The following is a 21,741-nucleotide window of genomic DNA, read 5'->3' as shown; positions in this document are numbered from 1 at the left end:
GGCGTAACAAGGACGCTATTCGACACTTCTGTCCTCTGGCGCGTCGCCCATCAGGTATCTGGGGCCGCTACCATAGGATTTGGCGCGGTCATCGGGGTTGTAAAGGGCGCATTTTGGCAGGCTCAGACAGCCACAGCCAATGCAGCCATCCAGATTGTCGCGCAGCCGCGTCAGGGTGGCGATTCGCTGATCCAGGCGGGCGCGCAGACCAACGCTGATCTTCTGCCAGTCCTTAGGCGTTGGCGTGCGGTTTCCGGGCAGCCCTGAGAGCACCTCGCGAATCTCGGGCAGCGACAGGCCGAATTGCTGGGCGATCATGACAAAGCTCAGCCGGCGTATGTCGGCGCGCTGATACCGCCGCTGCCCGCCCGCGTTGCGCCATGGCGTGATCAGACCCTGTGCCTCGTAATAGCGGATGGCGGACACCGCCAACCCGGTGCGCCGCGCCAGCGCGCCAATTGCCAACCCTTCGGAGATTGCCATCTGGACCTCATTAAAAATACCTTGACCTCAAGTTAAGTTTAGAAATTACGGTGAGTCGGGACAAGCCTCAAATCACAAAGGAGATCCCGATGATGGCAACGCTTGAACATACCAACTTCACCGTGCGCGACCCGCAGGCCTCGGCGGCGTGGATGCAAAAGGTGTTTGGCTGGAAAACCCGCTGGGAAGGCCCGGCCATTGCGGGCGGCTATACCGTGCATGTGGGCAGCGCCCATACCTATCTGGCCCTTTATGCGCCCAGCGATCCGAAGCCGTCAGGCGAAAGCAGCTATGACATCTTGGGCGGGCTGAACCATGTGGGTGTGTTGGTCGACGACATCGACGCGACCGAGCAAAAAGTGATCGATGCGGGGTTCACCCCCAAATCCCACGCCGATTACGAGCCCGGCCGCCGGTTCTATTTCAATGATGACAATGACATCGAATTCGAGGTGATTAGCTACGCCTAGGCTGTAATCCGCCCGCTATGCGGCCAAGCCCTCTTGCATTTCGTGCCTTGTTTGGGTCAGGTATTTGCCAACCCATCAAATCGCCCCGACGCTGGTTCCATGCGGCGGGGCGCATCACTTTATGCGTGGACGACAAGACCATGGAAAAGATTCCAATGACGCCTGCGGGCAATGCCGCGCTCGAGGCCGAGCTGAAAAACCTGAAATCCGTCGAACGCCCGGCGATCATCGAGGCCATCGCCTCGGCCCGTGAACTGGGGGATCTGAAGGAAAACGCCGAATATCACTCGGCCCGTGAAAAACAGGGCTTTATCGAAGGCCGCATCAAGGAGTTGGAAGGCATCCTGTCGCTGGCCGACGTGATCGACCCGGCCAAGCTGTCCGGTGCGATCAAGTTCGGCGCCAAGGTCACGCTGGTCGATGAGGACACCGACGAGGAAAAGACCTGGCAGATCGTGGGTGAATATGAGGCCAATATCGAAAACGGCCTGCTGAACGTCAAATCCCCTATGGCCCGTGCCCTGATCGGCAAGGACGAAGGCGACAGTGTCGAAGTTCGCACCCCCGGCGGCGTGCGGTCTTACGAAGTTCTGAGTATCGAGTACGCCTGACCGGAGCGTTCCCATGTCACAGCCAACGCCCGAGCAGGAGACCGAACGGCCGACCTCGCTGGGCATATATGACAAACCCTCGCGGCCATCCCTGACCGAGATCGAGATCGCGGCAATTGTACTGAGCGTGATCTGGCTGGTGGTGTCCGTGCTGTTTCTGGTCCTGCCGGGCCAGTCGCAGGGCGGCGGATTCATCGTGACGCTGCTGGCGGTGTTCATGCCAGTAGCAATGATCTGGGTTGCCGCTACGGCGATGCGCGCCAGCCGGGTGATGCGCGAGGAAAGCGAGCGGCTGCAAACTGCGATTGACGCAATCCGGCAGACATACGTGATACAACAGCAACGCGCCGCAAGTTCCTATGAGCCGGCGGTCAACAAAAAGCTGGATGAAATCGCCCAGAGTGCGAAGAAAACCGAAAGCGCGCTGGCAACCTTCTCCACCAAGCGGGCAGAACCCGCGCCTCGTACCGCGCCGAATGGTACAGGCGATCAAACCTCGCTTGAGCTTGGAACGCAGGCCGAAGATATTGCGCCACCGCTCAGCACCGATGTGTTCATCCGCGCACTGAACTTTCCTGAAACGCAGGATGATGCCGCAGGGTTCGATGCCCTGCGTCTGGCACTGAAGGACCGCAAGACCGCAAAGCTGGTGCAAGCCTCGCAGGACGTTCTGACCCTGCTGAGCCAAGAGGGCATCTATATGGATGACCTGCGCCCCGACATGGCCCGGCCCGAGATCTGGCGGCAGTTTGCCCAAGGCGCGCGTGGCCGTTCCGTGGCCGCGCTTGGGGGCATACGCGACCGCTCCTCTCTGGCGCTGACGGCGGCCCGGATGAAGCAGGACCCGATCTTTCGCGACGCGGCCCATCACTTCCTGCGCCGGTTCGACCATATGATTGTCGGTTTTGAGCCCGAGGCCAGCGATGCCGATCTATCGGCGCTGGGAGAGACCCGCACCGCACGGGCCTTTATGTTGCTGGGGCGTGTGGCCGGGACGTTCGACTGAGCCTCTAGAGTCCGAAGCTGCCGTAAGGAATGAACCGCACCATATCGCCGGGGGTGATGTGGCGCGCACCATCGGCAATCTCGACCAGCCCTTCGGCCCAGCTCAACCCGCTGATGCGGCCTGACCCTTCGGAGGCGAACACCTCGGCCCGGCCATCGCGGACACGGGCGCGCAGGTATTCGCGGCGGCCGGGTTTCTTGCGTTTTTCAAACGCGGCGGGCAGGTCAAAGCCCTGCGGCTCGGACCAGCCTTCGCCCGCCATCAGGCCAAGGGCCGGGCGCGCGAAGATCAGCGTGCAGACCATGGCCGCCACCGGGTTGCCCGGCAGGCCAAAGACCGGCGTCTGATCCCACATTCCCAGCGCCAAAGGCCGTCCGGGTTTCAGCGCAATCCGCCATTCCTGCATCGCGCCGGCCTGTCGCAACAACGCAGACACATGATCCTCATCCCCAGCAGAGGCACCGCCGCTGGTCAGGATCACATCCGCCTGCGCAGCGGCCCTGTCCAAACAATCGCGTAACGCCGCACGATCATCGGACACCCGGCCCATATCGACAGGCTGAAACCCCATCCGCCCCAGCAAGGACAACAGCATCGGGCGATTGGCATCATAGATATGGCCGGGGCCTGCGACCTCACCGGGTTCAACCAGTTCATCCCCCGTAGACAAAACCGCCACGCGCAGCGTTTGGCGCACGCTGATTTCGGCGACCCCGGTTGCCGAAAGCAAGGCCAGATCAGCGGGGGTGATCCTGCGCCCGGCGGGCAGAACCGGATCGCCCTCGGCCACATCCTCACCCGCCTTGCGGGTATTTGCGCCCTGTTTCAAGGGTCCGTGAAAGGCGATGTGGTTGTCCTGAACAGTGACGTCTTCTTCCAATATCACCGTGTCCACGCCAGCGGGCAAAGCCGCACCGGTCAGCACGCGCAGCGCATAGCCTGCGGGCACCGCGCCGTCGAACGGAATGCCCGCCGCCGCACGACCCGGATGCAGCGGCATCACCTGCGGCCCCTCGGGCGCAGCCCCGGCAAAGCCATAGCCATCCACCGCCGTATTTGGCTGCGGCGGGTTCGAACGTTTCGCAAAGACATCCTCGGCCAGAATTCGCCCCATCGCCTGCGCCAGAGGCACCTCTTGCGCAGCGGCAACCACCGTCAGACGGTCGCGCAGCAAGGCCAAAGCCTCATCCACCGGCGTCCAGTTCACCCCGGCAGGCAAGGCAAAACAATCATTGCGCAAGGGCGGAGGTTTGATGTTCGGTTTGGTCATAGCCCCACCTCGTGCAGGATGAAATCCGCGATGGAGCTGGTGTCATTCAGATCGAAGACCGGCTGGTTGACGTCCAATGGCGTGTCACTGGCCACCGCGCGGATCGTCGGGTTTTCGGGGGCCATCAGCGGGTTGTTGGCCTCGGCCCGGAACGCCTCAACCTTGGGGTGGGCGTCGCGCTTGAAGCCTTCGATCAGTACCAGATCGACCGGAGCCAGTCGCGCCAGCAGATCGGCAAGCGCAGGTTCGGGCGCGCCGCGCAATTCCTGCATGATCGCGATGCGTTGACCCGAGGCCAACAGCACCTCGGACGCGCCTGCCGCGCGATGGCGGTAACTGTCGGTGCCGGGTTGGTCCACGTCGACGCTGTGATGCGCGTGTTTGAGGGTGGAGACGGTGAAACCACGCCCGGTGATCTCAGACACCAAACGCTCCATCAATCCGGTTTTACCGGCGTTTTTCCAGCCGGTGACGCCGTAGACCCTCATGCCTGCTCCAACAGATGTTCCGCCCGCGCCAGATCGTCGGGCGTATTGACGTTAAAGAAGGGATCGAACGGGTCCGCCGGGAACAGCGCCTCGCGCCCGTCATGCTGGTCGGTCCAGATCACCACCTTGCGCAACCCGTTGTTCAACGCGTCGCGCAGATCATCGCGCAGCGCCACGGGCCAGAGGCCAAAGGTCGGGTGCCGGTTGACCCGCTTACCCCCGCCGGATTTCAGCGCCTCATCCCCGGTGCGCGGCGTGGTGGCCAGCACAAGCGGATAGGTTTGCCCTTTTGCGGTATCGGTCAGCCGCGCCACCAGATCACGCGGGAAAAAGGGCGTGTCAGCGGCGGCAGTGACGATCGCATCCGCGCCTTGCGTTGCCGCCCAGTCCAGCCCCGCCAGCACCCCGGCCAGAGGGCCAGCGAAACCGTCGATCGTATCCGGCAGGATTGGCAGGTTCAGATCGGTAAACCGCTCAGGATCACCATTTGCGTTCAGCGCCAGCCCGTCAACTTGAGGCGCAAGGCGGTCAATGACATGGGACATCAGGCTCTGCCCACCGATCTGCAGCAGCCCCTTGTCGCCACCGCCCATTCGGGTGGCGAGACCACCGGCGAGGATCACTCCGAGAGGTTTGGTCATTGGGCGTCCTCAGTAATTTCAAGCGGGCGCGCCAACAGCATATTTATCAGCACCAGCGCCCCCAATAACAGGGCGGCACCAAGCCCGAAATAGAAAGCTGCGAATGCCAAGAACAAGCAAAGCAGTCCAGCATAGGCAAGCCTGCATCTTTTGATTTCGGCCTCTATCTCCGGCGTACCGTTGGAGCACCCCGCAAACAGGAGTTTCCGCGTGGCACGTTTATCAAACCCCGAATGGTTTAGCTTTCGCATTAGTGGCCATAGCATTCGATAACTAAAAGCGAGCCCAACAAGACCAAAAAACAGAAAAGGTAGTAAAAGCCTCGTCAGTGCCAATACGAATTCCAAGTCATTCATCCCGCACTCTTCCGACGATGTTTCTTATCCTCGACAGCCACGCTTGCCGGGTCGATATCGCGCAGCAGGCGATCCTCACCGGACAGGCACACGAACCGCTGCCCGCGCATGCGGCCGATCAGGGTCAGGCCGACCTCGCGCGCGATCTCGACGCCCCAGGCCGTAAAACCGGACCGAGACGCCAGCACCGGGATGCCCATCATTGCCGTTTTGATCACCATCTCGGATGTCAGACGGCCCGTGGTATAGAGGATCTTGTCCTCTGCCGCCTCGCCCTCGGACAGCATCCAGCCCGCGATCTTGTCGACGGCGTTGTGGCGGCCCACGTCCTCCATATAGACCAAAGGTCGGTTTTCGCGGCACAGCACCGTGCCGTGGATTGCCCCGGCCTCAAGGTACAAAGACGGCGTGCGGTTGATCTTGGCGGCCAGATCATACAGCCACGAGGTTCGCACTTGCACCTGCGGAAGGCGCACGTCCTCAAGCCCTTCCATCATGTCGCCGAATACCGTCCCAACCGCGCAGCCGCTGGTGCGGGTCTTTTTCTTGAGCTTATCCTCGTAAGACGTCTGGCGCGCCGTGCGGACAACAACCGTTTCCAGATCATCGTCATAGTCGACACGGGTGATTTCGTCATCGGCCAGCAGCATCCCCTGATTGCGCAGGAATCCCAGCGCCAGATATTCGGGATAGTCGCCGATGGTCATGGCGGTCACGATCTCCTGTGAATTGAGGAAAATCGTCAGCGGGCGCTCCTCGACAACCGAGATATGGCTGACCTCGCCATTCTGGTCTACACCTTCGACCGCGCGGGTCAGGCGGGCCGCGCCGGGATCGGGGGCGATGATGTAGTCCGAGAGATCCAGTTCCGTGGCCAATTGCAACCCTTTCGTAACACCGCTACTGCTGCGGCTGACACCATAGGATCTAGCCATGGCAGACACCACATCCAAGTCATACTTCTGGAAAGGTATTCGCGACGGGGCGCCCTTTATCTTTGTGGCGATCCCCTTCGGCACCTTGTTCGGCGTTTTCGCCACCGAGGCCGGGCTGACCATCGTGCAAACCGTTGCCTTCTCTGCCACCGTTTTTGCAGGGGCCGCGCAGTTTACAGCGCTGCAACTGATGCAAGAGAATACGCCCACGATCATCGTGCTGGCCTCGGCATTGGCCGTGAACCTGCGGGTGGCGATGTATTCGGCCTCGCTGACGCCCTATCTGGGGGCCGCGCCCCTTTGGCAGCGGGCGCTGGCGGCCTATGTGACGGTAGATCAATCCTATGCCTGCGGGATCGCCCGGTTCGAGAAAGAGCCGCAGATGACCATACCACAGCGTATGGCGTATTTCTTTGGCACCGTGACGCTGATCAGCCCCTTGTGGATTTTGGCGTCTTATCTAGGGGCCCTGCTTGGGGCCCGCATTCCTGAAAGCTGGGCGCTGGATTTCGCGCTGCCGATCACCTTTCTGGCCATGATCGGACCGATGATGCGCACCGCGGCCCATGTGGTTGCGGCCTTTGTGGCCATCGTCGTGGCCCTTTTGTGCGTGTCGGTTCCGTACAATCTGGGTCTGTTGATCGCGGGCGCTGCGGGCATGATCGCAGGCGCGCAAACCGAGGTGATGCTGGAGCGGAGAAAGACATGACCCAGGTCGACCCGGTCACCATGTGGATCGTTATCGTCGGGCTGGCCATTGGCAGCTTTGCCCTGCGCTTTGCCTTTATCGGGCTGGTCGGAGACCGCCCTATGCCACCGTGGCTGCTGCGCCATCTGCGCTATACCGCGGCGGCCATCATCCCGGCCCTGATCGCGCCTTTGGTCGTGTGGCCCACCGCGACAGGCGGGCAACCGGATGTGTCCCGCATGGCAGCGGCAGCTGTCGCACTGGGTGTTGGCGTGGTCACCAAGAACGTGCTGGCGGCCATCTTTTCGGGGGCCGGCACGCTCTACGTGTTGCTTTACCTATTGGGCTAGGGCAGCGTCCTGCTGGTTCAGCAGGGCGTTGTTCGCGGCCAGACCTTTTTGCAGATCGGCATCGTCACTTTCACGGTATTCGGTGGTGACAACGCCCGCTATCTGACCGAATTGATCCGACAGCTTGACCGGGTAGAACGTGGTGCTGATTCCTTCGAACCCCGGCACCTGTTGCAACAGCTGAGAGGTTGAGTTGGCGCAGAATGCCCCAGCCACCGGCCCCGATTGCTTGGCCAGTTGCAAGGCAATCTCGGCCTGCTGCGGCGTGACCTCGATGGTCTGGATACGGGCAAAATGCGTCTCGCGCGCGTGACTGCTGCGATAGGCGCGTTCCACGTTTGGGGTGATGCCGTACAGCACGTCATCCTTGATCGGAACCACATCGGCCCGGAACGAGCCTGCGGGGTCAAAGATCACCCGCTCACTGCCGCTGATCATCAGCGAAGTGTGCGCACCCGAGCCGGTCCGGGTGCTGATCATGGTATAAAGCGTCAGGGTCGAAGGCCCAGGGTCACGATAGGACCCTGCCACAATCTCGGACTGATCGGCCTGGGGGCGCTGTGAACCTGCACAGCCTGCTACGGTCGCCGCCAACAGGCAGGCAAGCAAAATCCTGATCACGGTCGACCCCGTTTGGTTTTAAGAGGCGAAGACCGCCAGGAACAGGCACAGGAAGGCGATGGCAACAACGCACCATGTGGTGGCCTTGATAAAGCCGTTAAAGGTTTTTTCCTGAACGGTGATGTCCATATCGCCGTGCTTGTGTTCAGCCATCTGAAAGATTCCCAATTCGCGTGTTTGCACTGTTGGATAATAGAAAAAACAGGGCCTGTCACCACGTCATTCGGGCGCAGGGGTCGATGGCAGAAACACAGAGCAACCCGGATAGCCAAACCCCCAGCGCCACGGCAGGCCGGAACAGGGCCCACCGCCCAATCTGACCGCCGCATACATCGCCTCGGCCGTGACGGTATGGGCGGTGCGAATCTGGTCCGGGGTCATGTCATAGCGGATGGCATAGTCTTCGGCATTGGCTTCTCCGTGCTGTTTGACGCAGGCGCGCAGCGTGTCATCGGCCGCAAGGCGCGCGTCAAAACTTTGCTCGGCCTGCGTGGCCCCGCCCGCGTTGTGATACGCCCGATCATGGGTCACGCAGCAATATTCCCACGGCGGGTGTTCCTCATAAAGCGCGCGGAACTTGGGAAAGGTCTCAGCCACCCACCGCCAGCTGGTCGACAGGCCACCCGAGCAACCATCGGTTTCAAACGGAACAGGCGCAGCCTCGCCCCGCTGCGCCATCAACGCACGGTGGGCGGGCAGTTCGATGCCGCGCACAAAGTCCTGCGCCGCTGCAGGGGTGACGATCAGCGCAATCAGCGCCGCAAGCTTACGGGCTGTCATCGCGCATGGCCTCAGGATCGGCGGACATGCCAAAGGTTGTCGCCAGCCACAGCAGCAACCGTTCGCCCGGACCCATTTCCGCCCGCACCCGCAGCACTTCGTTAGCCATCGCAGGGCGGTCGGTGATCAGACCGTCCACCCCCATCGAGGCCATGGCCGACATCTGTAGTGGGTCATTCACCGTCCAGACATAGATATCCTTGCCCGCCGCCTGGACCGAGCGCACCAGACCCGGCGTCGCCATCGCGGCGTTGACGGCGATGAAATCGCCCTCAAGCCCGGTCAGATCGCCCACCGCTGTTGCGGCCAGAACCCCGGCCCGCCAATCCGGTCGCAGCTTTTTCATCTTTTGCACCGCCGGGTACTTTAGCGACATGGTGGCGATGTCTTCCTGCATCCCGAATTCCTCGACAATCGCCGCCACGCGGTTTTCCAGATCGACGTCATGGCCGTAGTACTTCAGCTCAATGATCACCTTGGACTTGTCCTTGGCCGCAGCCAGAACGTCGCGCAGAGTGGGAGTGCGCTGATCCGCATATTCGGGGCCGAACCAGCTGCCGATATCGATCTGGTCGATATCCTCCATCGTGGCATCCCAGACCTTGAGGTTCACACCGGCGAGTTTCATGAAGTCACTGTCATGGGCGACGATCACCACGTCATCCGCTGATTCCTGTACGTCGATCTCAACCCAATCCGCGCCGTCCTCGATCGCTTTGAGGACCGAGGCCATGGTGTTTTCCGGGCGCAGCGCCGCGGCCCCGCGGTGGCCGATCACCTCGGCCCGGTCAGGGGCCTGAATGCGCTCCAGCAGATGCTGGCCGAACCACATCCCCGCCAGAACGGCCACCACCGCCCCGCCAAGCGCAAAACGCAGGATCATACGCAACCCGCCGGGTTCGGGATGCGGGGGCTCTGCAGTCTTGATCTCAAAAAAACCGTCCAACAGCACCGCCAAAGCGCCCAGCGCCGTCGCCGCCAGTACCAGCCCGGCTAGCGACCACAGACCAGCCACCACCAAGCTGTAGATCAGCGCCAGACGCAGGTGATCAGTCCCCTGCAGCGGGACGACGGCAAACAACAGCCCCGCGACCCAGGCGATCAGACCCGCAATGATCAGGCGCAGAACCAGCCAGATCGCCAGCTCGATCTTGAGCCGACCGCGTTTACCCTCCATCCGGTTGGCGCTGATGTTGAACGCGTGGGCAGGGTGAACGCCTTCGAACAACACCAGATGCAGAGATAAGGCCCAGGCCGACAGGCGGCGGATCAGCACCCAGGCCATGACCAGCACAACCGCCCCGATCAGACCCACCGCTATCCAAAAGGACGGCGGGTGGAAAGTCAGGTAATAGTTGATGTCATACTCGGTCAGCGTCCACCACGCGATCAGGGCTGAAACTGCGGCAAAGGGCAAGATCAGCACCAAGACCCGCAGGACAAAGCGCACGGCAAAGCCAAATAGCGACGGCAGACGCGACAGGATCAACCCGATGGCAGAGCTGCCCGCGCGCCATGGATCGCTTTCACCCATGCGTAGCGATCCGGCCATGACCGAAAAGACGAACACTTCGGCCAGCAGAAACAGGCTGAGCACAACCACCGCCGCAACAAAGCCCACGGGCGACAGGACAAAACTTGCAATCGCCTGATCGGTTAGCGCCGTCTGGTTGGACAGCGACACCGCCAGATTCACGGTGATGGCCACACCCGGAGCAATCAATGCCACCAGCAGCAGGCGCACAGCGATGTAGATCGGCAAAAACACACGTTTGCGCGCCCAGGCGCTCTTGTAGGCTTTTGTTACGGCTGAAAAATCGGACACACGGCCCCTCCTTGAATAATGCGCTTATTCAAGGCTGCGCAGATGTGAATTGCAAGTCAGGGAATCAGCCTTCTTCCAGATCCCTGGCCAGTCTGAACCCGATGCGGTTGGCGGGTTTGTCCTCGACCGATTTGGGCAGGGCGCGCAGCATCACGTTCAACTGGCTGACATGTTGCACCAACTGGGTGCGCGCGCCTGTCCCGTCCGCGCCATAAAAGGTGATGATATCGGGATCGAAATAGCCCATACCTTCGATCCGCATGACACCAGCGTCGCCGCCGGTGAAGCCCATCGCGACCTCATGATCGCCGTCCAGCGTTTTCTCAAAATTCTGGATGTAAAGGATCAACCGTTCATACGCCCATTGGGCCGCGCTTTTGGTTGCAACCGGTTTTTGCAGCGGCGCGGGCAGGTCTTTGTTGCCCGATGCAGCCTCGGGGTTGGCATGCACCTCGTAACACCGGGGCAAGGCGGCGGCTTCTGCGGCCTCGGCCGAGGTTTCGATCTGGTCCTGCATGGCTTTACCCTTTGCGCTGAAACTCCCACGCCCGGTCCGCGCGGCGCGTCCGGGTCACAGCCCCAATGTGGTAAAGATGGTTCAGATGTGCAACCGCTTCGACCAGAGCCAGCCCGTATTCGCCCTCGCCAATCTGGCGTTTATACAAGACCGGGAAACAGTCGGCAGCGGTTTTGGGCGTGTCCAGATAGGCGGTCAGGCGTTCCAGCGCGCTGTGGTGATTGTCGATCAACTGCTTCATGCGAACCGGCAGGCCGGTAAAGGGCAGCTTGTGACCGCCCAGCGCCACATGATCGGGACGGGCCAGCGTTTGCAGCCGCTCGCACGCTTCAAGCCATTCGGCGACCGGATCGGCCATGGGTTCCGTGACATAGACGCCCAGATTGGGGCTGATCGAGCTGAGGATCTGGTCGCCGGTGATCACCAGATTGTCGTCGCGGCTCCAGAATGTGGCATGTTCGGGGGCGTGGCCGTTGCCGATATGCACGTCCCAGTCGCGCCCACCCATGCGGATGACGCTGCCCTGCTTGATCCGGGTAAAGCCCAGGGGCATCGGATAAACGGTGTCGCAATAGTTGAAGGGACGTTCCTTCATACGCCTGTCCAGAAAATCTGCATCCATCCCGGCGCTGCGGTAATAGTCCAGCGTTTCCTGCGGCCAGCTTTCCTGCACATCCAGTTGCAGCATGCGCGCAAACAACCAGGAGGTACGTGTGCTTATCAATTCGGCGCCGTGTTCGGACTGAAACCACCCGGCATTGCCCACGTGATCGGGGTGATGATGCGTCACCACCACGCGGTTCACCGGCTTGCCACCCAGCGGGCCCGCCATCAGATCGCCCCAGATGCGGCGCGTCTTATTCGACGACAAGCCCGTATCGATCACCGTCCAGCCGTCGCCGTCGTCCAGCGCATAGATATTCACATGATCCAGCGCCATGGGCAGCGGCAGGCGCATCCACAACACGCCCTCGGCGACCTCAATGGCTTCGCCCGATGCCGGGGGCTCGGGCCAGGGGTGGCGGATCGTCAAGGGGCTTTCTCCGTCCATCATACGGCCAGGTCGTCGGCGCTGAGGGCAAAGAGGTCATCCGCCCCGTTCTGCGCCTGCGCCAGCAACCCGGCAAATTCCGGCAGCAATGCGTTGATGTAGTAGCGCGCCAGTTTAAAGCGCGCGCCGCCGGGATCGGCCAACGCCGCCTTAAGGTGATAATGCGCACCCAGAACGCGGGCGAAGGCATGCAGATAGGGCACGGCCCCGGCAAAACGGGTGTTCATGTCCGACTGCGCCACGATCCATTCTGTGGTCTCGCGCAGGCTTTCGGTCGCTTCCCACACGGGACCAGCCAGATCAGGCATAGTGGCGCGGGCCTGTTCGGCGTGATCTTCGATCTCATCCAGCAGGCGGCCAGCTGCTTCGCCGCCATCCATCATCTTGCGGGCCACAAGGTCCATGGCCTGAATGCCGTTCGTGCCCTCATAAATCGCGGTCACGCGGACGTCGCGGTAATACTGGGCAGCTCCGGTTTCTTCGATAAAGCCCATGCCGCCATGTACCTGCACGCCGGTCTCTGAGACCCGCATCCCGGTCTCGGTTCCGAACGCCTTGCAGATCGGGGTCAGAAGCGCGGCGCGCGCGACCCAGTCGGGGTCACCCGTGGCATGGCCCATGTCGATAGCGGCGGCATTGGCCAGCATGATAGCGCGCGCGGCAAAGGTATCGGCGCGCATGGTCATCAACATCCGACGCACATCGGCATGGTCGATGATGGTGCCCGAGGGCGTCTTGCCCTGTTTGCGCTCTAGCGCATAGGCCAGCGCGTGCTGATAGGCCCCTTCGGCGGCACCCACGCCCTGTCCGCCCACACCCAGACGGGCGTTGTTCATCATGGTGAACATCGCGGCCATTCCGCCATGTTCCTTGCCCACAAGCCAGCCCCTGGCCCCGTCATATTGCATGACACAAGTGGGTGAGCCGTGCAGACCCATCTTATGTTCGACCGAGACCACCTTCAGATCATTCGCCACGCCGGGATTGCCGTTTTCATCGGGCAGGAATTTCGGCACCAGAAACAGCGAAATCCCCTTGGTTCCGGGCACCCCATCCGGCAAACGCGCCAGCACCAGATGACAGACATTGCCGGTAAAGTCGTTATCGCCCCACGAAATGTAAATCTTCTGCCCCGTCACCGAATAGGTGCCATCCCCATTGGCCTCGGCTTTTGAGGTCAGCGCACCCACATCCGACCCGGCCTGCGCCTCGGTCAGGTTCATGGTGCCCGCCCATTCGCCCGACATCATCTTGGGCAGGTAGAGCGCCTTGAGCTCATCACTGGCGTGATGCTCCAACGCTTCAATCTGGCCCTGCGTCATCAGCGGGGCCAGTTGCAGCGACAGGCAGGCGGCCGACATCATTTCATTCACGGCCGTGGTCAGGGTCATCGGCAGGCCCATGCCGCCATATTCGGGGTCACCACTCATCCCGATCCAGCCGCCTTCGGCGATCGCCTTCCAGCCGTCGGCATAGCCGGGCGAGGTCCGCAGCACGCCGTTCTTAAGCCGCGCGGGTTCCAGATCGCCGGGGCGTTGCAGCGGGGCCATCACCTCTTCGCACATCTTGCCGGCCTCGGTCAGGATCGCGGTGACGACGTCTTCGCTGGCTTCGCTGAACTTGTCGGTGGCGGCAATCTGGTCGAACCCGACAACGTGACGGAATAAAAGGTCATAATCGGCAATTGGCGCGCGGTATGGCATGCGGTCCCCCGGAGCTGTCTGTTCGGTTTTTCGCGGGTGGGGTTGGAAATTGCAATGCCCACCTTTATGCAGTCTTGATCCCTTCGATTACCTAACCAGCCATATGCTACAAGCAATCAAAACGCGGCGTCACCAGCTATGATCCCCAACGGCACGATGGAATTGCCCGCCGATCCCGGCGGAATTGCACAGGCGGCAGACCTGCTGCGGCAGGGGCTGTTGGTCGCCTTTGCCACCGAAACCGTCTATGGGCTGGGCGGAGACGCCCGCAACGGCGAGGCCGTGGCCAGCATCTATGCGGCCAAGGGGCGGCCCAGTTTCAACCCGCTGATCGCACATGTGGCATCGGTTGAGGCCGCGCAGCGTTTCGTCGAATGGTCCGACCGGGCCGAGGCGCTGGCCGCCGCCTTCTGGCCCGGCCCGCTGACCATGGTTCTGCCGCTGCGCGAGGGGCACGGGATTTCACCGCTGGTCACCGCAGGGCTGGACACGCTGGCGGTGCGCGTGCCCGCCCATGGCACGGCGCGGGCGTTGCTGGCGGAATTTGACGGGCCGGTTGCCGCGCCCTCGGCCAACCCGTCGGGTCAGATCAGCCCCACAACCGCCGCCCATGTGCGCGCGGGCCTGAACGGGCGTATTGCGGCGATTCTGGATGATGGTCCCTGCGGGGTCGGTCTGGAATCCACCATTGTCGGACTGGCCGGAGACCCCAGCCTGCTGCGCCCCGGCGGCGTTCCCCTGGATCAGATCGAAGCGGTTCTGAACACGCAATTGCACCTGCATCAGGCCACAGACCTGCTGACCGCACCCGGCCAGCTGCAATCGCACTACGCCCCGGACGCGCCGGTGCGGCTGAATGCCAGCACCCCAGAGGGCGACGAGGTTCTGCTGGGGTTCGGCCCCGTGGACTGCGATCTGAACCTGTCGCAAACCGCCAACCTGACCGAAGCGGCAGCCAACCTTTTTTCTGCCCTGCACAAATTGAACGAAACAGGCCGACCGATTGCTGTGTCACCGATCCCGGAAGAAGGGCTTGGCGCGGCCATCAATGACCGTTTGCGCCGCGCCGCAGCCCCGCGCGACAGCTGATCAGGCGCGCCCGGCGCTGGCGGACAGGGTCAGTGGGTCCACGCCCAGCGTGGCCAGCGCGCCTTCCCATTTCTCATCATCCGGCACATCAAACACCAGATTCGGAGTCGCATCGGTGGTGAGCCAACCATTCATGGCGATCTCATCCTCCAACTGGCCCGGCCCCCAGCCGGAATAGCCCAGCGTGAGCGTCGAATTCAACGGCCCCCGCCCCGAGGCCAGATCCTCAAGCACGTCCATCGTCGCGGTCATGCTGAAATCATCCGAGATTTTCATCGAATGCAGGTTGGCGTCGTAATCCGCGCTGTGCAGGACAAAGCCGCGCGACATCTCGACCGGGCCGCCGAAATGCACCAACCGCTCACCCACCACGGGGATGCGACAGGCGATGTTCAGTTGGCTCAGCAGAGTTTTGATCCGCAGGTCCGAGGGCTTGTTGACAATCAACCCCATCGCCCCGTCGTCTCCATGGCTGCACATGAAGACAACCGAATGGTCGAAGCGCGGATCGCCCATGCCGGGCATCGCAATCAACAGTTTTCCGGTCAGATCCATGGGGCGTTATCTCTTGCTGCGTGCCATTCAACAATGACCTTGAGGCGCGGGTATTGGCAAGGGATCACCGCATATTTCCGCAGATTTCATCCAAGTGACCGGAACGTGACTTGGATTCGTCGCCCGGACCGCGCATTTATGGGGTATGAAGCGTTTTCTGACATCGACCGCGATCACCCTGACCGCCTGTCTGGCCCTGACTGCCCCCGTACAGGCACAGGGTCTGGAAGGTGTCGTTCAGCTGGATATTCTGGATGGTGGGCAAACCGCCAAGGGAACCTATCTGGGGGCGCTGAAGCTGACGATGAAAGACGGTTGGAAAACCTATTGGCGCGCGCCGGGCGATGCCGGTATCCCGCCGCAGTTCGACTGGAACAAATCCGACAATGTGGGCGATGTGTCGATCACCTGGCCCGCGCCCGAGATTTTCCTTCAGAACGGCCTGCAATCCATCGGTTACGAGGATCAACTGGTTCTGCCGGTTGAGATTACGCCCCGCGATCCGGCCAAACCGGTCACCCTGCGCGGCGATATGGATCTGGGCGTCTGCAAGGACGTCTGCATCCCAGAACGGCTGAATTTCGACCACCGTCTGGACGCCGACGCCGCGCGCAACCCGACCATTGCCGCTGCATTGGCACAGCGTCCCTATTCCGCAAAAGAGGCGCGTGTGACCGCCGCAAGCTGCCAACTGACGCCCACCTCGGATGGCATGCAGATCGAAGCGCGCGTCACCATGCCTTCGGCCGGAGGGCAAGAGATTGCCGTGATCGAACCGGGCAACCCGACGCTGTGGGCCTCGCAACCCGAAACCACCCGCCAAGGCGATACGCTGGTTGCCACGTCTGAGGTGATCAGCGCCGCGGGTGGCCCGCTGGCCCTGAACCGGTCCGAGATCCGGATCACCGTTCTCGGCAGCAGCCACGCCGTTGACATTCTGGGGTGTAGCGCGGGCTGATCCATGGACAGAACACCCAAGATCGGTGCATTGGCCGTTGTCATACATGATGGCCACGTTCTGTTGGTCCAGCGCAGCAAGCAACCCGACGCGGGCCTTTGGGGCTTTCCCGGCGGCCATGTGGAATGGGGTGAAACTGTCCTGCAGGCGGCACAGCGGGAATTGCACGAGGAAACCTCGGTCATCGCGGAGCCTGAGCGCTATCTCGACAATCTGGACTTGCTGCGCCACGACACGCAAGGGAATGTGCAGTCACACTATCTGCTGGTCGGGGTGGCATGCCGGTATCGCTCAGGCTCTCCACAGGCAGGGGATGACGCGCTGGACGCCCGCTGGTTTCCAATCACCCAGATACAACAGGGCGACCTGCCCATGAGCGATCGGGTCCCCAACCTGCTGGAAACCGCCCTGCGCGCGCTTTAGGCCACGCGGGACCGCACCTTGGCGTATAGAAGGCTGGACAGCACGACACTCAGCACAAGGATCGGAACGGCACCCGCAACAAAGGCGCCCAATCCCATATACAGAGCCGCCGCGCCCTCGTCCCCGCCATAGAGCCCCGACAACAGGCTGATCGGCGTACCGGACATCAGGGGCCAGACCATTGTCACCCCGAACCATAGCAACAGCGCCAGCCCTGTGACTGTCACCGCGCCCTGCACCACGCGATCCGGGGCACGCAAGGCCCGCCGCATAGCCGTCATCGGGCGCGACAGGTCGTTGAGAATGGCCAGAAGTGCAGGCACCAGCAGCAAGACAAGCAACATGCCAAAGCCCAGCCCGTAGACCAGCGTGATCACAGTGGGTTTCAGGAACTGCGCCTGTTGCGACCCCTCGTATAGCAATGGGGTCAGCCCCAGAACGGTGGTCAGCGTCGTCAACATCACGGGCCGCAAGCGATCCGCCGTGCCCTCGACAATCGATGGCACCAATCCCCGATCTTGCTGATAAGCATCAATAGTTGTCACCAGAACGATCGAGTCATTGATGATGATCCCGGTCATTCCCAACAGACCTATGACCGTGAACATACTCAGCGGGACATCCCAGATGTAATGCCCCCAGATCGCGCCCACCAGACCAAAGGGAATGATCGCCATCACCACCACAGGCCGTGTCCAGCTGGCAAAAACCCAGGCCAGCACAAGATAGATACCGGTCAGGCAGAGGATCAGGCCGGTCCGGGCCTCGGTCAGGAACTCATCCTCTTGCTCGCTGAGCCCCGCCATGCGCCATTCGACCTGATGCTTGGCCGCAATATTCGGCAGGATTTCTTCGTTCAGGGCGCGTCCGATCTCGGTCGCGCGGGTAGGATCATCTTCTGAGATATCGCCAAGCACCGAAATCACCCGCAGACCGTTTTCGCGCCGTACCGTCGAAAAGCCCGACTTACGCTCGACCGAAACGATATCGGCCAGCGGAACATAGACCCCGTCTGGGGTGCGCATCAGGGTACGTTCCAGGAAATCGGCGGTCAATTCGCCCTCGGGCAGTTCCACGCGGATCTCGGCGCTGCGCGGACCGTCCGGGAAGGTTGCAGCCTCAATCCCGTTCAACCGGTCACGCAAGACACGCCCCAGCGTTTCGATACGAAAGCCCAACGCCTGCCCCTTGGCAGTCAGGTCCAGAATGAAGTCTTCTTTGTCGTAGGCCAGATTGTCCTCAAGCGCCGAAACCTCGGGGTATTTCGACAGTTCGGCCTGCAAATCCTCGGACGCAGTCTTGAGCGTGTTCACATCGGCCCCGTAGAACTGCACATCGATCGCATCGCCACCGGGACCCGAACGCCAGCCGCGGAATGTCAGCAATTCAACCTTGGGGTGGCGGGGCACGAAATCCTGCAGCTCGCCAACAAATTCAAAGCTGGAATAGGGACGCAGATCAGCGTCGATCAACTCGATGGAAATTCCGCCCAGCAGGTCCTGATCCTTGCCGTCTGCAGCGGTCAGATTGAAGAAGCCGGCATTACCGCCAACCTCGGCCAGAACATAGTCAATCGGGTTGCGCCCGTGGCGTTCTTCGTAAATCTGGCCCAGCTCTTCGGTGGCGCGCTGGATGCTGTGCATCATCTCAAGCGTATCTTCGCGGGTGGCCCCTTCGGCCATGATGAAATTGCCGGTGACCGAACCACGCTCGGGCGCGTTGAAGAACCGCCAGTTCACGTCGCCCTTGATGAACAGGGCCAGCTGGCTGGCCAGGATCACCACCATGACCGCAACAACCACATAGCGCGCCCAGACGACCCAGGCGATCAATGGGCGGAACAGGTGATCGCGCACCCAGCGAAAGCCGCGATTGACCACCCGGTTGGGCCAGTCGTACCAGTGTTCCTTGGCCGAATGCGCGATGGCATGGGCCATATGATTGGGCAGGATCAGAAAGCATTCGATCAGCGAGGCGATCAGCACCGCGATCACGGTATAGGGAAGGTCGTTGATCAACTCACCGAACCGGCCGCCAATGGCCGTAAGACCAAAGAAAGCAATGACCGTAGTCAGAGTCGCGGCAAAGACCGGCATGGCCATCCGCCGGGCCGCGCTTTCTGCGGCCACTACCGGGGCTTCGCCCAGCCGCCGCGCGCGGAAATCGGCATGTTCCCCCACGACGATGGCGTCATCCACCACGATCCCCAACGTGATGATCAAACCAAACAGCGAGATCATATTGAGTGAAATCCCGCCAATATACATGAAGGCAATCGACGCAGCCATCGCCACCGGAATACCCGCAGCCACCCAAAAGGCGATCCGCGCATTCAGGAACAGAAACAGCAGACAGACCACAAGGCCCAGACCCATCAGCCCGTTATCGACCAGAATATCCAGACGATCGGTGATGGCCTGCGCGCGGGTGCGGATCAGCTCGACCGTGACGCCTTCGGGCAGGCTGGCCTGCATCTCGGCCACCACATCTTCGACCGTGTGCTGAATCTTGATGGCATCGCCTAGATTGGATCGGTCCACACGCACCGACATAGCCGGGTTATCACCCACAAAATAGCTGCGATCCCGGTCAACGCCCTCAACCCGAATTGAGGCCACATCGCCCACATACAGTTTCGAGCCATCGGCAAAGTTGCGCAGCGCGATCCCTTCGATCTCTTCCGGGGTGCGCTTTTCCGCGCCGGTACGGATACGGGCATTTGCGCCAGTTACATCCCCAGCCGGGCTGGCCACAGCTTCGGCTGCAATGGCCTGAGCGATCTCGGACAGGGCGATATCATTGGCGATCAGTTGCGCTGTTGGCACCTCGACCACCACGCGCGGCGCGGCAAGGCCCCGGATCGTGGTGCGGGTCACACCAACGGCAAACAGACGGTTGATCAGCTCATCGGTGAATTTTGCCAGCTGATCGGGATCAACCGGGCCGGTGATGACCAGATCCGTCACCCGATCCCGCCACGCCCCCCTGCGGATCGAGGGTTCTTCGGCATCCACAGGCAGGTTGGTCACACTGTCGACGGCGGTGCGCACCTCATCCACGGCGCGCGACATGTCCCAGTTGGCCTCAAACTCCAACCGGATACTGGCCTGCCCCTCGCGCGAGGTCGAGGTTGTGCTGGTCACCCCTTCAACCGCAAGCAGGACAGGCTCCAGCAGTTGAACGATGCCATTGTCCACATCTTCCGGACCGGCCCCTTCCCACTCGACATTGACGTCGACACGTTCAAGGATCACGTCCGGAAAGAACTGTGCCCGCATGTTGGGGATCGCGGCGGCCCCCAGAACCAGCATTACCAACAACAACAGGTTGGCCACTGTCCGGTGACGGGTGAAATAGCTCAGGATGCCGCCCGCCGCACCGGGGATTTCGCGCATCATGGCGCTAGCCCCCCGCCCGCGTCTCGATGCGGCGCACCAAATCGGCGGGCACTTGGGCCGCTTTCAGCTGGCTCAGCGCGCTGGCCTTGGCCTCGTTGGTCATCTGGTTGCTGGATTCCACCTGCGCCACCAGTTCAGCGCGCTGTTCGTCAGACAGTTCGACCATGCCGGGATCGATATCGGCCTGGTCTTCTTCCCGCAGGGGGCGCACCCGGACACCGCCACCCAACAAGGGCGTGCGACCAATCACAACCTCGCGCCCGACCAGACCCTGCCCGCGCAGCAACACCTCATCACCCTGGCGGCGGATCAGTTGTACCGGCAAGGTCTCAAGCCTGTCATCTGGGCCCAGCACCAGAACCGAGCCCGCCGCATCCAGCACCGAAGACGGCAGCCGCACCACGTTTTCCAGCGGCTGCTCTTCAACCGTGACTGTCACGAAATCACCGGGTTTGAACCCCGGAGCGTCATCCAGGCGGGCATAGACCAGCCGACCTGTCTGACCCTCACCCGCGGACCCGCTGTCGCGACTGATACGGCCCGTGGCGGTCAGATCGGTACCAGTAACCTCAAGCGAGACAGTGACAGGCGCGTTGATCAACGCGCCCTCGGCATCCAAAAGGCGCACAAACTGCGCAGTCGAGACACGGAACGCCACTTCAAGCGCAGTGGGGTCGACCAGTTCGGCCAGCTTTTCGTTCGCGGCCACCAAGCGCCCTTCGACCAGCGTCACATCTGTCAGCGTACCGCCAAAGCGCGCCCGGATGGTCATGTCATTCAAATCCCGCTCGGCGGCCTCCAGCGCGATGCGGGCGCGGGCCAGCAAGGTGGTTGCCTGATCGACTCGCGATTCAGCCTGCGCCAGCGCGATGCGGCGCGCCAGCACCGATTGCTGCGCAACGGCCTCGGCCAGCTCGGCGGCCTCAACCGCAGCGGGGGTTCCCACGCCGCGGCTTTGCAGGTCTTTCTGCCGCTGCATGGCCCGGCCCTGCAAAGCGGCCTGCGCCTCGGCCGAATTCAACTCATCCTGCGCCAGCAGCAGAGACCGTTCCGCATCCCGTTCCTCAAACTGGGCATCCAACAGGTCGGACTTTGCCCGATCCAGCGCCGATTGCGCGTCTGCAGGGTCCAGTTCAACAAGCACTTCGCCCGCCGTCACCGCACCCCCGTCTTCGAAATCCTCGGACAGCGCGGTCACACGCCCACCAAGGGCGGCGCGCAGTTCAAGACGGCGGCGGCTTTGAACCTCACCAAACGCCTCAAGCAGGGGGGTTACAGTCTCAAGCTCGGCCGGGCGGACACTGACGGCAAAGACGCGCTCACGGGACTGAGGCGGTGCGTTGTCTCGGGTCAGCGCCTCTTGCACCGCGCCGGTGATCAGCTGCGCGGCCACAAACAGCAAAGCCAGCGTCAGAAACGCCAGAAAAACACCAACAAGGCTTTGCCTTAGAAATCGCATTCCTTATTCACCCCGGTTGCTGCGCGCTGCCTAACATAAAAGGTAGCCGTGCCGCGAAATATGC

At 61.9% G+C, this 21,741-nt stretch carries 24 protein-coding genes; 8 read left to right on the top strand and 16 right to left on the bottom strand.

The window, feature by feature from the left end; translation table 11 throughout:
* Positions 1-15: 15 nt before the first annotated feature.
* A complete protein-coding gene (soxR, locus tag ACRZ94_RS16940; RefSeq protein WP_480655522.1) occupies positions 16-483 on the bottom strand; it encodes a redox-sensitive transcriptional activator SoxR in 468 nt (155 codons plus the stop codon).
* Between the two features lie 89 nt (positions 484-572).
* Here soxR and ACRZ94_RS16935 point away from each other — a divergent pair, with 89 nt between their 5' ends.
* From ACRZ94_RS16935 to ACRZ94_RS16925, 3 genes are all read left to right on the top strand, one after another.
* The gene (locus tag ACRZ94_RS16935) at positions 573-953 is read left to right on the top strand and encodes a VOC family protein (RefSeq protein ID WP_480655524.1); all 381 of its coding nucleotides are present in this window, start codon (positions 573-575) and stop codon (positions 951-953) included.
* Between the two features lie 140 nt (positions 954-1,093).
* The gene (gene greA / locus ACRZ94_RS16930; protein WP_480655526.1) at positions 1,094-1,564 is read left to right on the top strand and encodes a transcription elongation factor GreA; all 471 of its coding nucleotides are present in this window, start codon (positions 1,094-1,096) and stop codon (positions 1,562-1,564) included.
* Positions 1,565-1,577: 13 nt separating this feature from the next.
* Positions 1,578-2,570, top strand: coding sequence for a hypothetical protein (locus ACRZ94_RS16925; protein ID WP_480655527.1), 993 nt, complete (start codon positions 1,578-1,580; stop codon positions 2,568-2,570).
* A 4-nt stretch (positions 2,571-2,574) separates the two neighbouring features.
* Here ACRZ94_RS16925 and ACRZ94_RS16920 read toward each other — a convergent pair whose 3' ends face one another.
* The 5 genes from ACRZ94_RS16920 to ACRZ94_RS16900 are packed head-to-tail and all read right to left on the bottom strand — an operon-like array spanning position 2,575 to position 6,260.
* Positions 2,575-3,840, bottom strand: a complete 1,266-nt coding sequence (locus ACRZ94_RS16920) for a molybdopterin-binding protein (protein WP_480655529.1) — start codon at positions 3,838-3,840, stop codon at positions 2,575-2,577.
* Positions 3,837-4,328 (bottom strand): molybdopterin-guanine dinucleotide biosynthesis protein B, encoded by a 492-nt coding sequence (gene mobB / locus ACRZ94_RS16915; RefSeq protein WP_480655531.1) that lies wholly within the window; start codon positions 4,326-4,328, stop codon positions 3,837-3,839. The genes ACRZ94_RS16920 and mobB overlap by 4 nt, the downstream gene beginning before the upstream one ends.
* A complete protein-coding gene (gene mobA, locus ACRZ94_RS16910) occupies positions 4,325-4,969 on the bottom strand; it encodes a molybdenum cofactor guanylyltransferase MobA (RefSeq protein ID WP_480655533.1) in 645 nt (214 codons plus the stop codon). Before mobA ends, mobB begins: the two co-directional genes overlap by 4 nt.
* Positions 4,966-5,325: a hypothetical protein gene (locus tag ACRZ94_RS16905; RefSeq protein ID WP_480655534.1), complete on the bottom strand. Its 360-nt coding sequence runs from the start codon at positions 5,323-5,325 to the stop codon at positions 4,966-4,968. The genes mobA and ACRZ94_RS16905 overlap by 4 nt, the downstream gene beginning before the upstream one ends.
* Positions 5,322-6,260 (bottom strand): formate dehydrogenase accessory sulfurtransferase FdhD, encoded by a 939-nt coding sequence (locus ACRZ94_RS16900; protein ID WP_480655535.1) that lies wholly within the window; start codon positions 6,258-6,260, stop codon positions 5,322-5,324. The genes ACRZ94_RS16905 and ACRZ94_RS16900 overlap by 4 nt, the downstream gene beginning before the upstream one ends.
* Here ACRZ94_RS16900 and ACRZ94_RS16895 point away from each other — a divergent pair.
* Positions 6,259-6,969: an AzlC family ABC transporter permease gene (locus ACRZ94_RS16895; RefSeq protein ID WP_480655537.1), complete on the top strand. Its 711-nt coding sequence runs from the start codon at positions 6,259-6,261 to the stop codon at positions 6,967-6,969. The genes ACRZ94_RS16900 and ACRZ94_RS16895 overlap by 2 nt on opposite strands.
* Positions 6,966-7,298 carry an AzlD domain-containing protein gene (locus tag ACRZ94_RS16890; protein ID WP_480655539.1) on the top strand — a complete coding sequence of 111 codons (333 nt, stop codon included), beginning with the start codon at positions 6,966-6,968 and terminating at the stop codon, positions 7,296-7,298. The genes ACRZ94_RS16895 and ACRZ94_RS16890 overlap by 4 nt, the downstream gene beginning before the upstream one ends.
* On the opposite strand, the gene ACRZ94_RS16885 is transcribed toward ACRZ94_RS16890, so the two are convergent.
* From ACRZ94_RS16885 to ACRZ94_RS16855, 7 genes are all read right to left on the bottom strand, one after another.
* Positions 7,287-7,919: a hypothetical protein gene (locus ACRZ94_RS16885; RefSeq protein WP_480655541.1), complete on the bottom strand. Its 633-nt coding sequence runs from the start codon at positions 7,917-7,919 to the stop codon at positions 7,287-7,289. The genes ACRZ94_RS16890 and ACRZ94_RS16885 overlap by 12 nt on opposite strands.
* An 18-nt stretch (positions 7,920-7,937) precedes the next feature.
* Positions 7,938-8,072, bottom strand: coding sequence for an aa3-type cytochrome c oxidase subunit IV (locus ACRZ94_RS16880; RefSeq protein ID WP_480655542.1), 135 nt, complete (start codon positions 8,070-8,072; stop codon positions 7,938-7,940).
* 66 nt (positions 8,073-8,138) lie between these two features.
* The gene (locus ACRZ94_RS16875; RefSeq protein WP_480655544.1) at positions 8,139-8,699 is read right to left on the bottom strand and encodes a hypothetical protein; all 561 of its coding nucleotides are present in this window, start codon (positions 8,697-8,699) and stop codon (positions 8,139-8,141) included.
* On the bottom strand, positions 8,686-10,524 hold the full coding sequence (locus tag ACRZ94_RS16870) for a glycerophosphodiester phosphodiesterase family protein (protein WP_480655546.1): 1,839 nt from the start codon (positions 10,522-10,524) through the stop codon (positions 8,686-8,688). Before ACRZ94_RS16870 ends, ACRZ94_RS16875 begins: the two co-directional genes overlap by 14 nt.
* Before the next feature lie 64 nt (positions 10,525-10,588).
* Positions 10,589-11,041: a DUF6173 family protein gene (locus tag ACRZ94_RS16865; protein ID WP_480797890.1), complete on the bottom strand. Its 453-nt coding sequence runs from the start codon at positions 11,039-11,041 to the stop codon at positions 10,589-10,591.
* Positions 11,042-11,045: 4 nt separating this feature from the next.
* Positions 11,046-12,092: an MBL fold metallo-hydrolase gene (locus ACRZ94_RS16860; protein WP_480797955.1), complete on the bottom strand. Its 1,047-nt coding sequence runs from the start codon at positions 12,090-12,092 to the stop codon at positions 11,046-11,048.
* Positions 12,092-13,795: an acyl-CoA dehydrogenase family protein gene (locus ACRZ94_RS16855; protein WP_480797889.1), complete on the bottom strand. Its 1,704-nt coding sequence runs from the start codon at positions 13,793-13,795 to the stop codon at positions 12,092-12,094. Before ACRZ94_RS16855 ends, ACRZ94_RS16860 begins: the two co-directional genes overlap by 1 nt.
* Before the next feature lie 138 nt (positions 13,796-13,933).
* Here ACRZ94_RS16855 and ACRZ94_RS16850 point away from each other — a divergent pair, with 138 nt between their 5' ends.
* Positions 13,934-14,884: an L-threonylcarbamoyladenylate synthase gene (locus tag ACRZ94_RS16850; RefSeq protein ID WP_480797888.1), complete on the top strand. Its 951-nt coding sequence runs from the start codon at positions 13,934-13,936 to the stop codon at positions 14,882-14,884.
* On the opposite strand, the gene ACRZ94_RS16845 is transcribed toward ACRZ94_RS16850, so the two are convergent.
* The gene (locus tag ACRZ94_RS16845) at positions 14,885-15,439 is read right to left on the bottom strand and encodes a YqgE/AlgH family protein (RefSeq protein WP_480797887.1); all 555 of its coding nucleotides are present in this window, start codon (positions 15,437-15,439) and stop codon (positions 14,885-14,887) included.
* Between the two features lie 145 nt (positions 15,440-15,584).
* On the opposite strand from ACRZ94_RS16845, the gene ACRZ94_RS16840 reads away from it, so the two are divergent.
* The gene (locus ACRZ94_RS16840) at positions 15,585-16,397 is read left to right on the top strand and encodes a protein-disulfide reductase DsbD domain-containing protein (RefSeq protein ID WP_480797886.1); all 813 of its coding nucleotides are present in this window, start codon (positions 15,585-15,587) and stop codon (positions 16,395-16,397) included.
* 3 nt (positions 16,398-16,400) lie between these two features.
* On the top strand, positions 16,401-16,820 hold the full coding sequence (locus ACRZ94_RS16835) for an NUDIX hydrolase (RefSeq protein ID WP_480797885.1): 420 nt from the start codon (positions 16,401-16,403) through the stop codon (positions 16,818-16,820).
* Here the strand turns inward: ACRZ94_RS16835 and ACRZ94_RS16830 are convergent.
* On the bottom strand, positions 16,817-20,218 hold the full coding sequence (locus ACRZ94_RS16830; protein WP_480797884.1) for an efflux RND transporter permease subunit: 3,402 nt from the start codon (positions 20,216-20,218) through the stop codon (positions 16,817-16,819). The two genes, ACRZ94_RS16835 and ACRZ94_RS16830, sit on opposite strands and share 4 nt — an antisense overlap.
* 4 nt (positions 20,219-20,222) lie before the next feature.
* The gene (locus ACRZ94_RS16825; protein WP_480655564.1) at positions 20,223-21,677 is read right to left on the bottom strand and encodes an efflux RND transporter periplasmic adaptor subunit; all 1,455 of its coding nucleotides are present in this window, start codon (positions 21,675-21,677) and stop codon (positions 20,223-20,225) included.
* Between the last annotated feature and the right edge of the window lie 64 nt (positions 21,678-21,741).

This window comes from Ruegeria sp. CH10 (assembly GCF_056537125.1).
The sequence above is the reverse complement of the archived record's forward strand: the minus strand, read 5'-3'. Positions and strand labels throughout refer to the sequence as shown.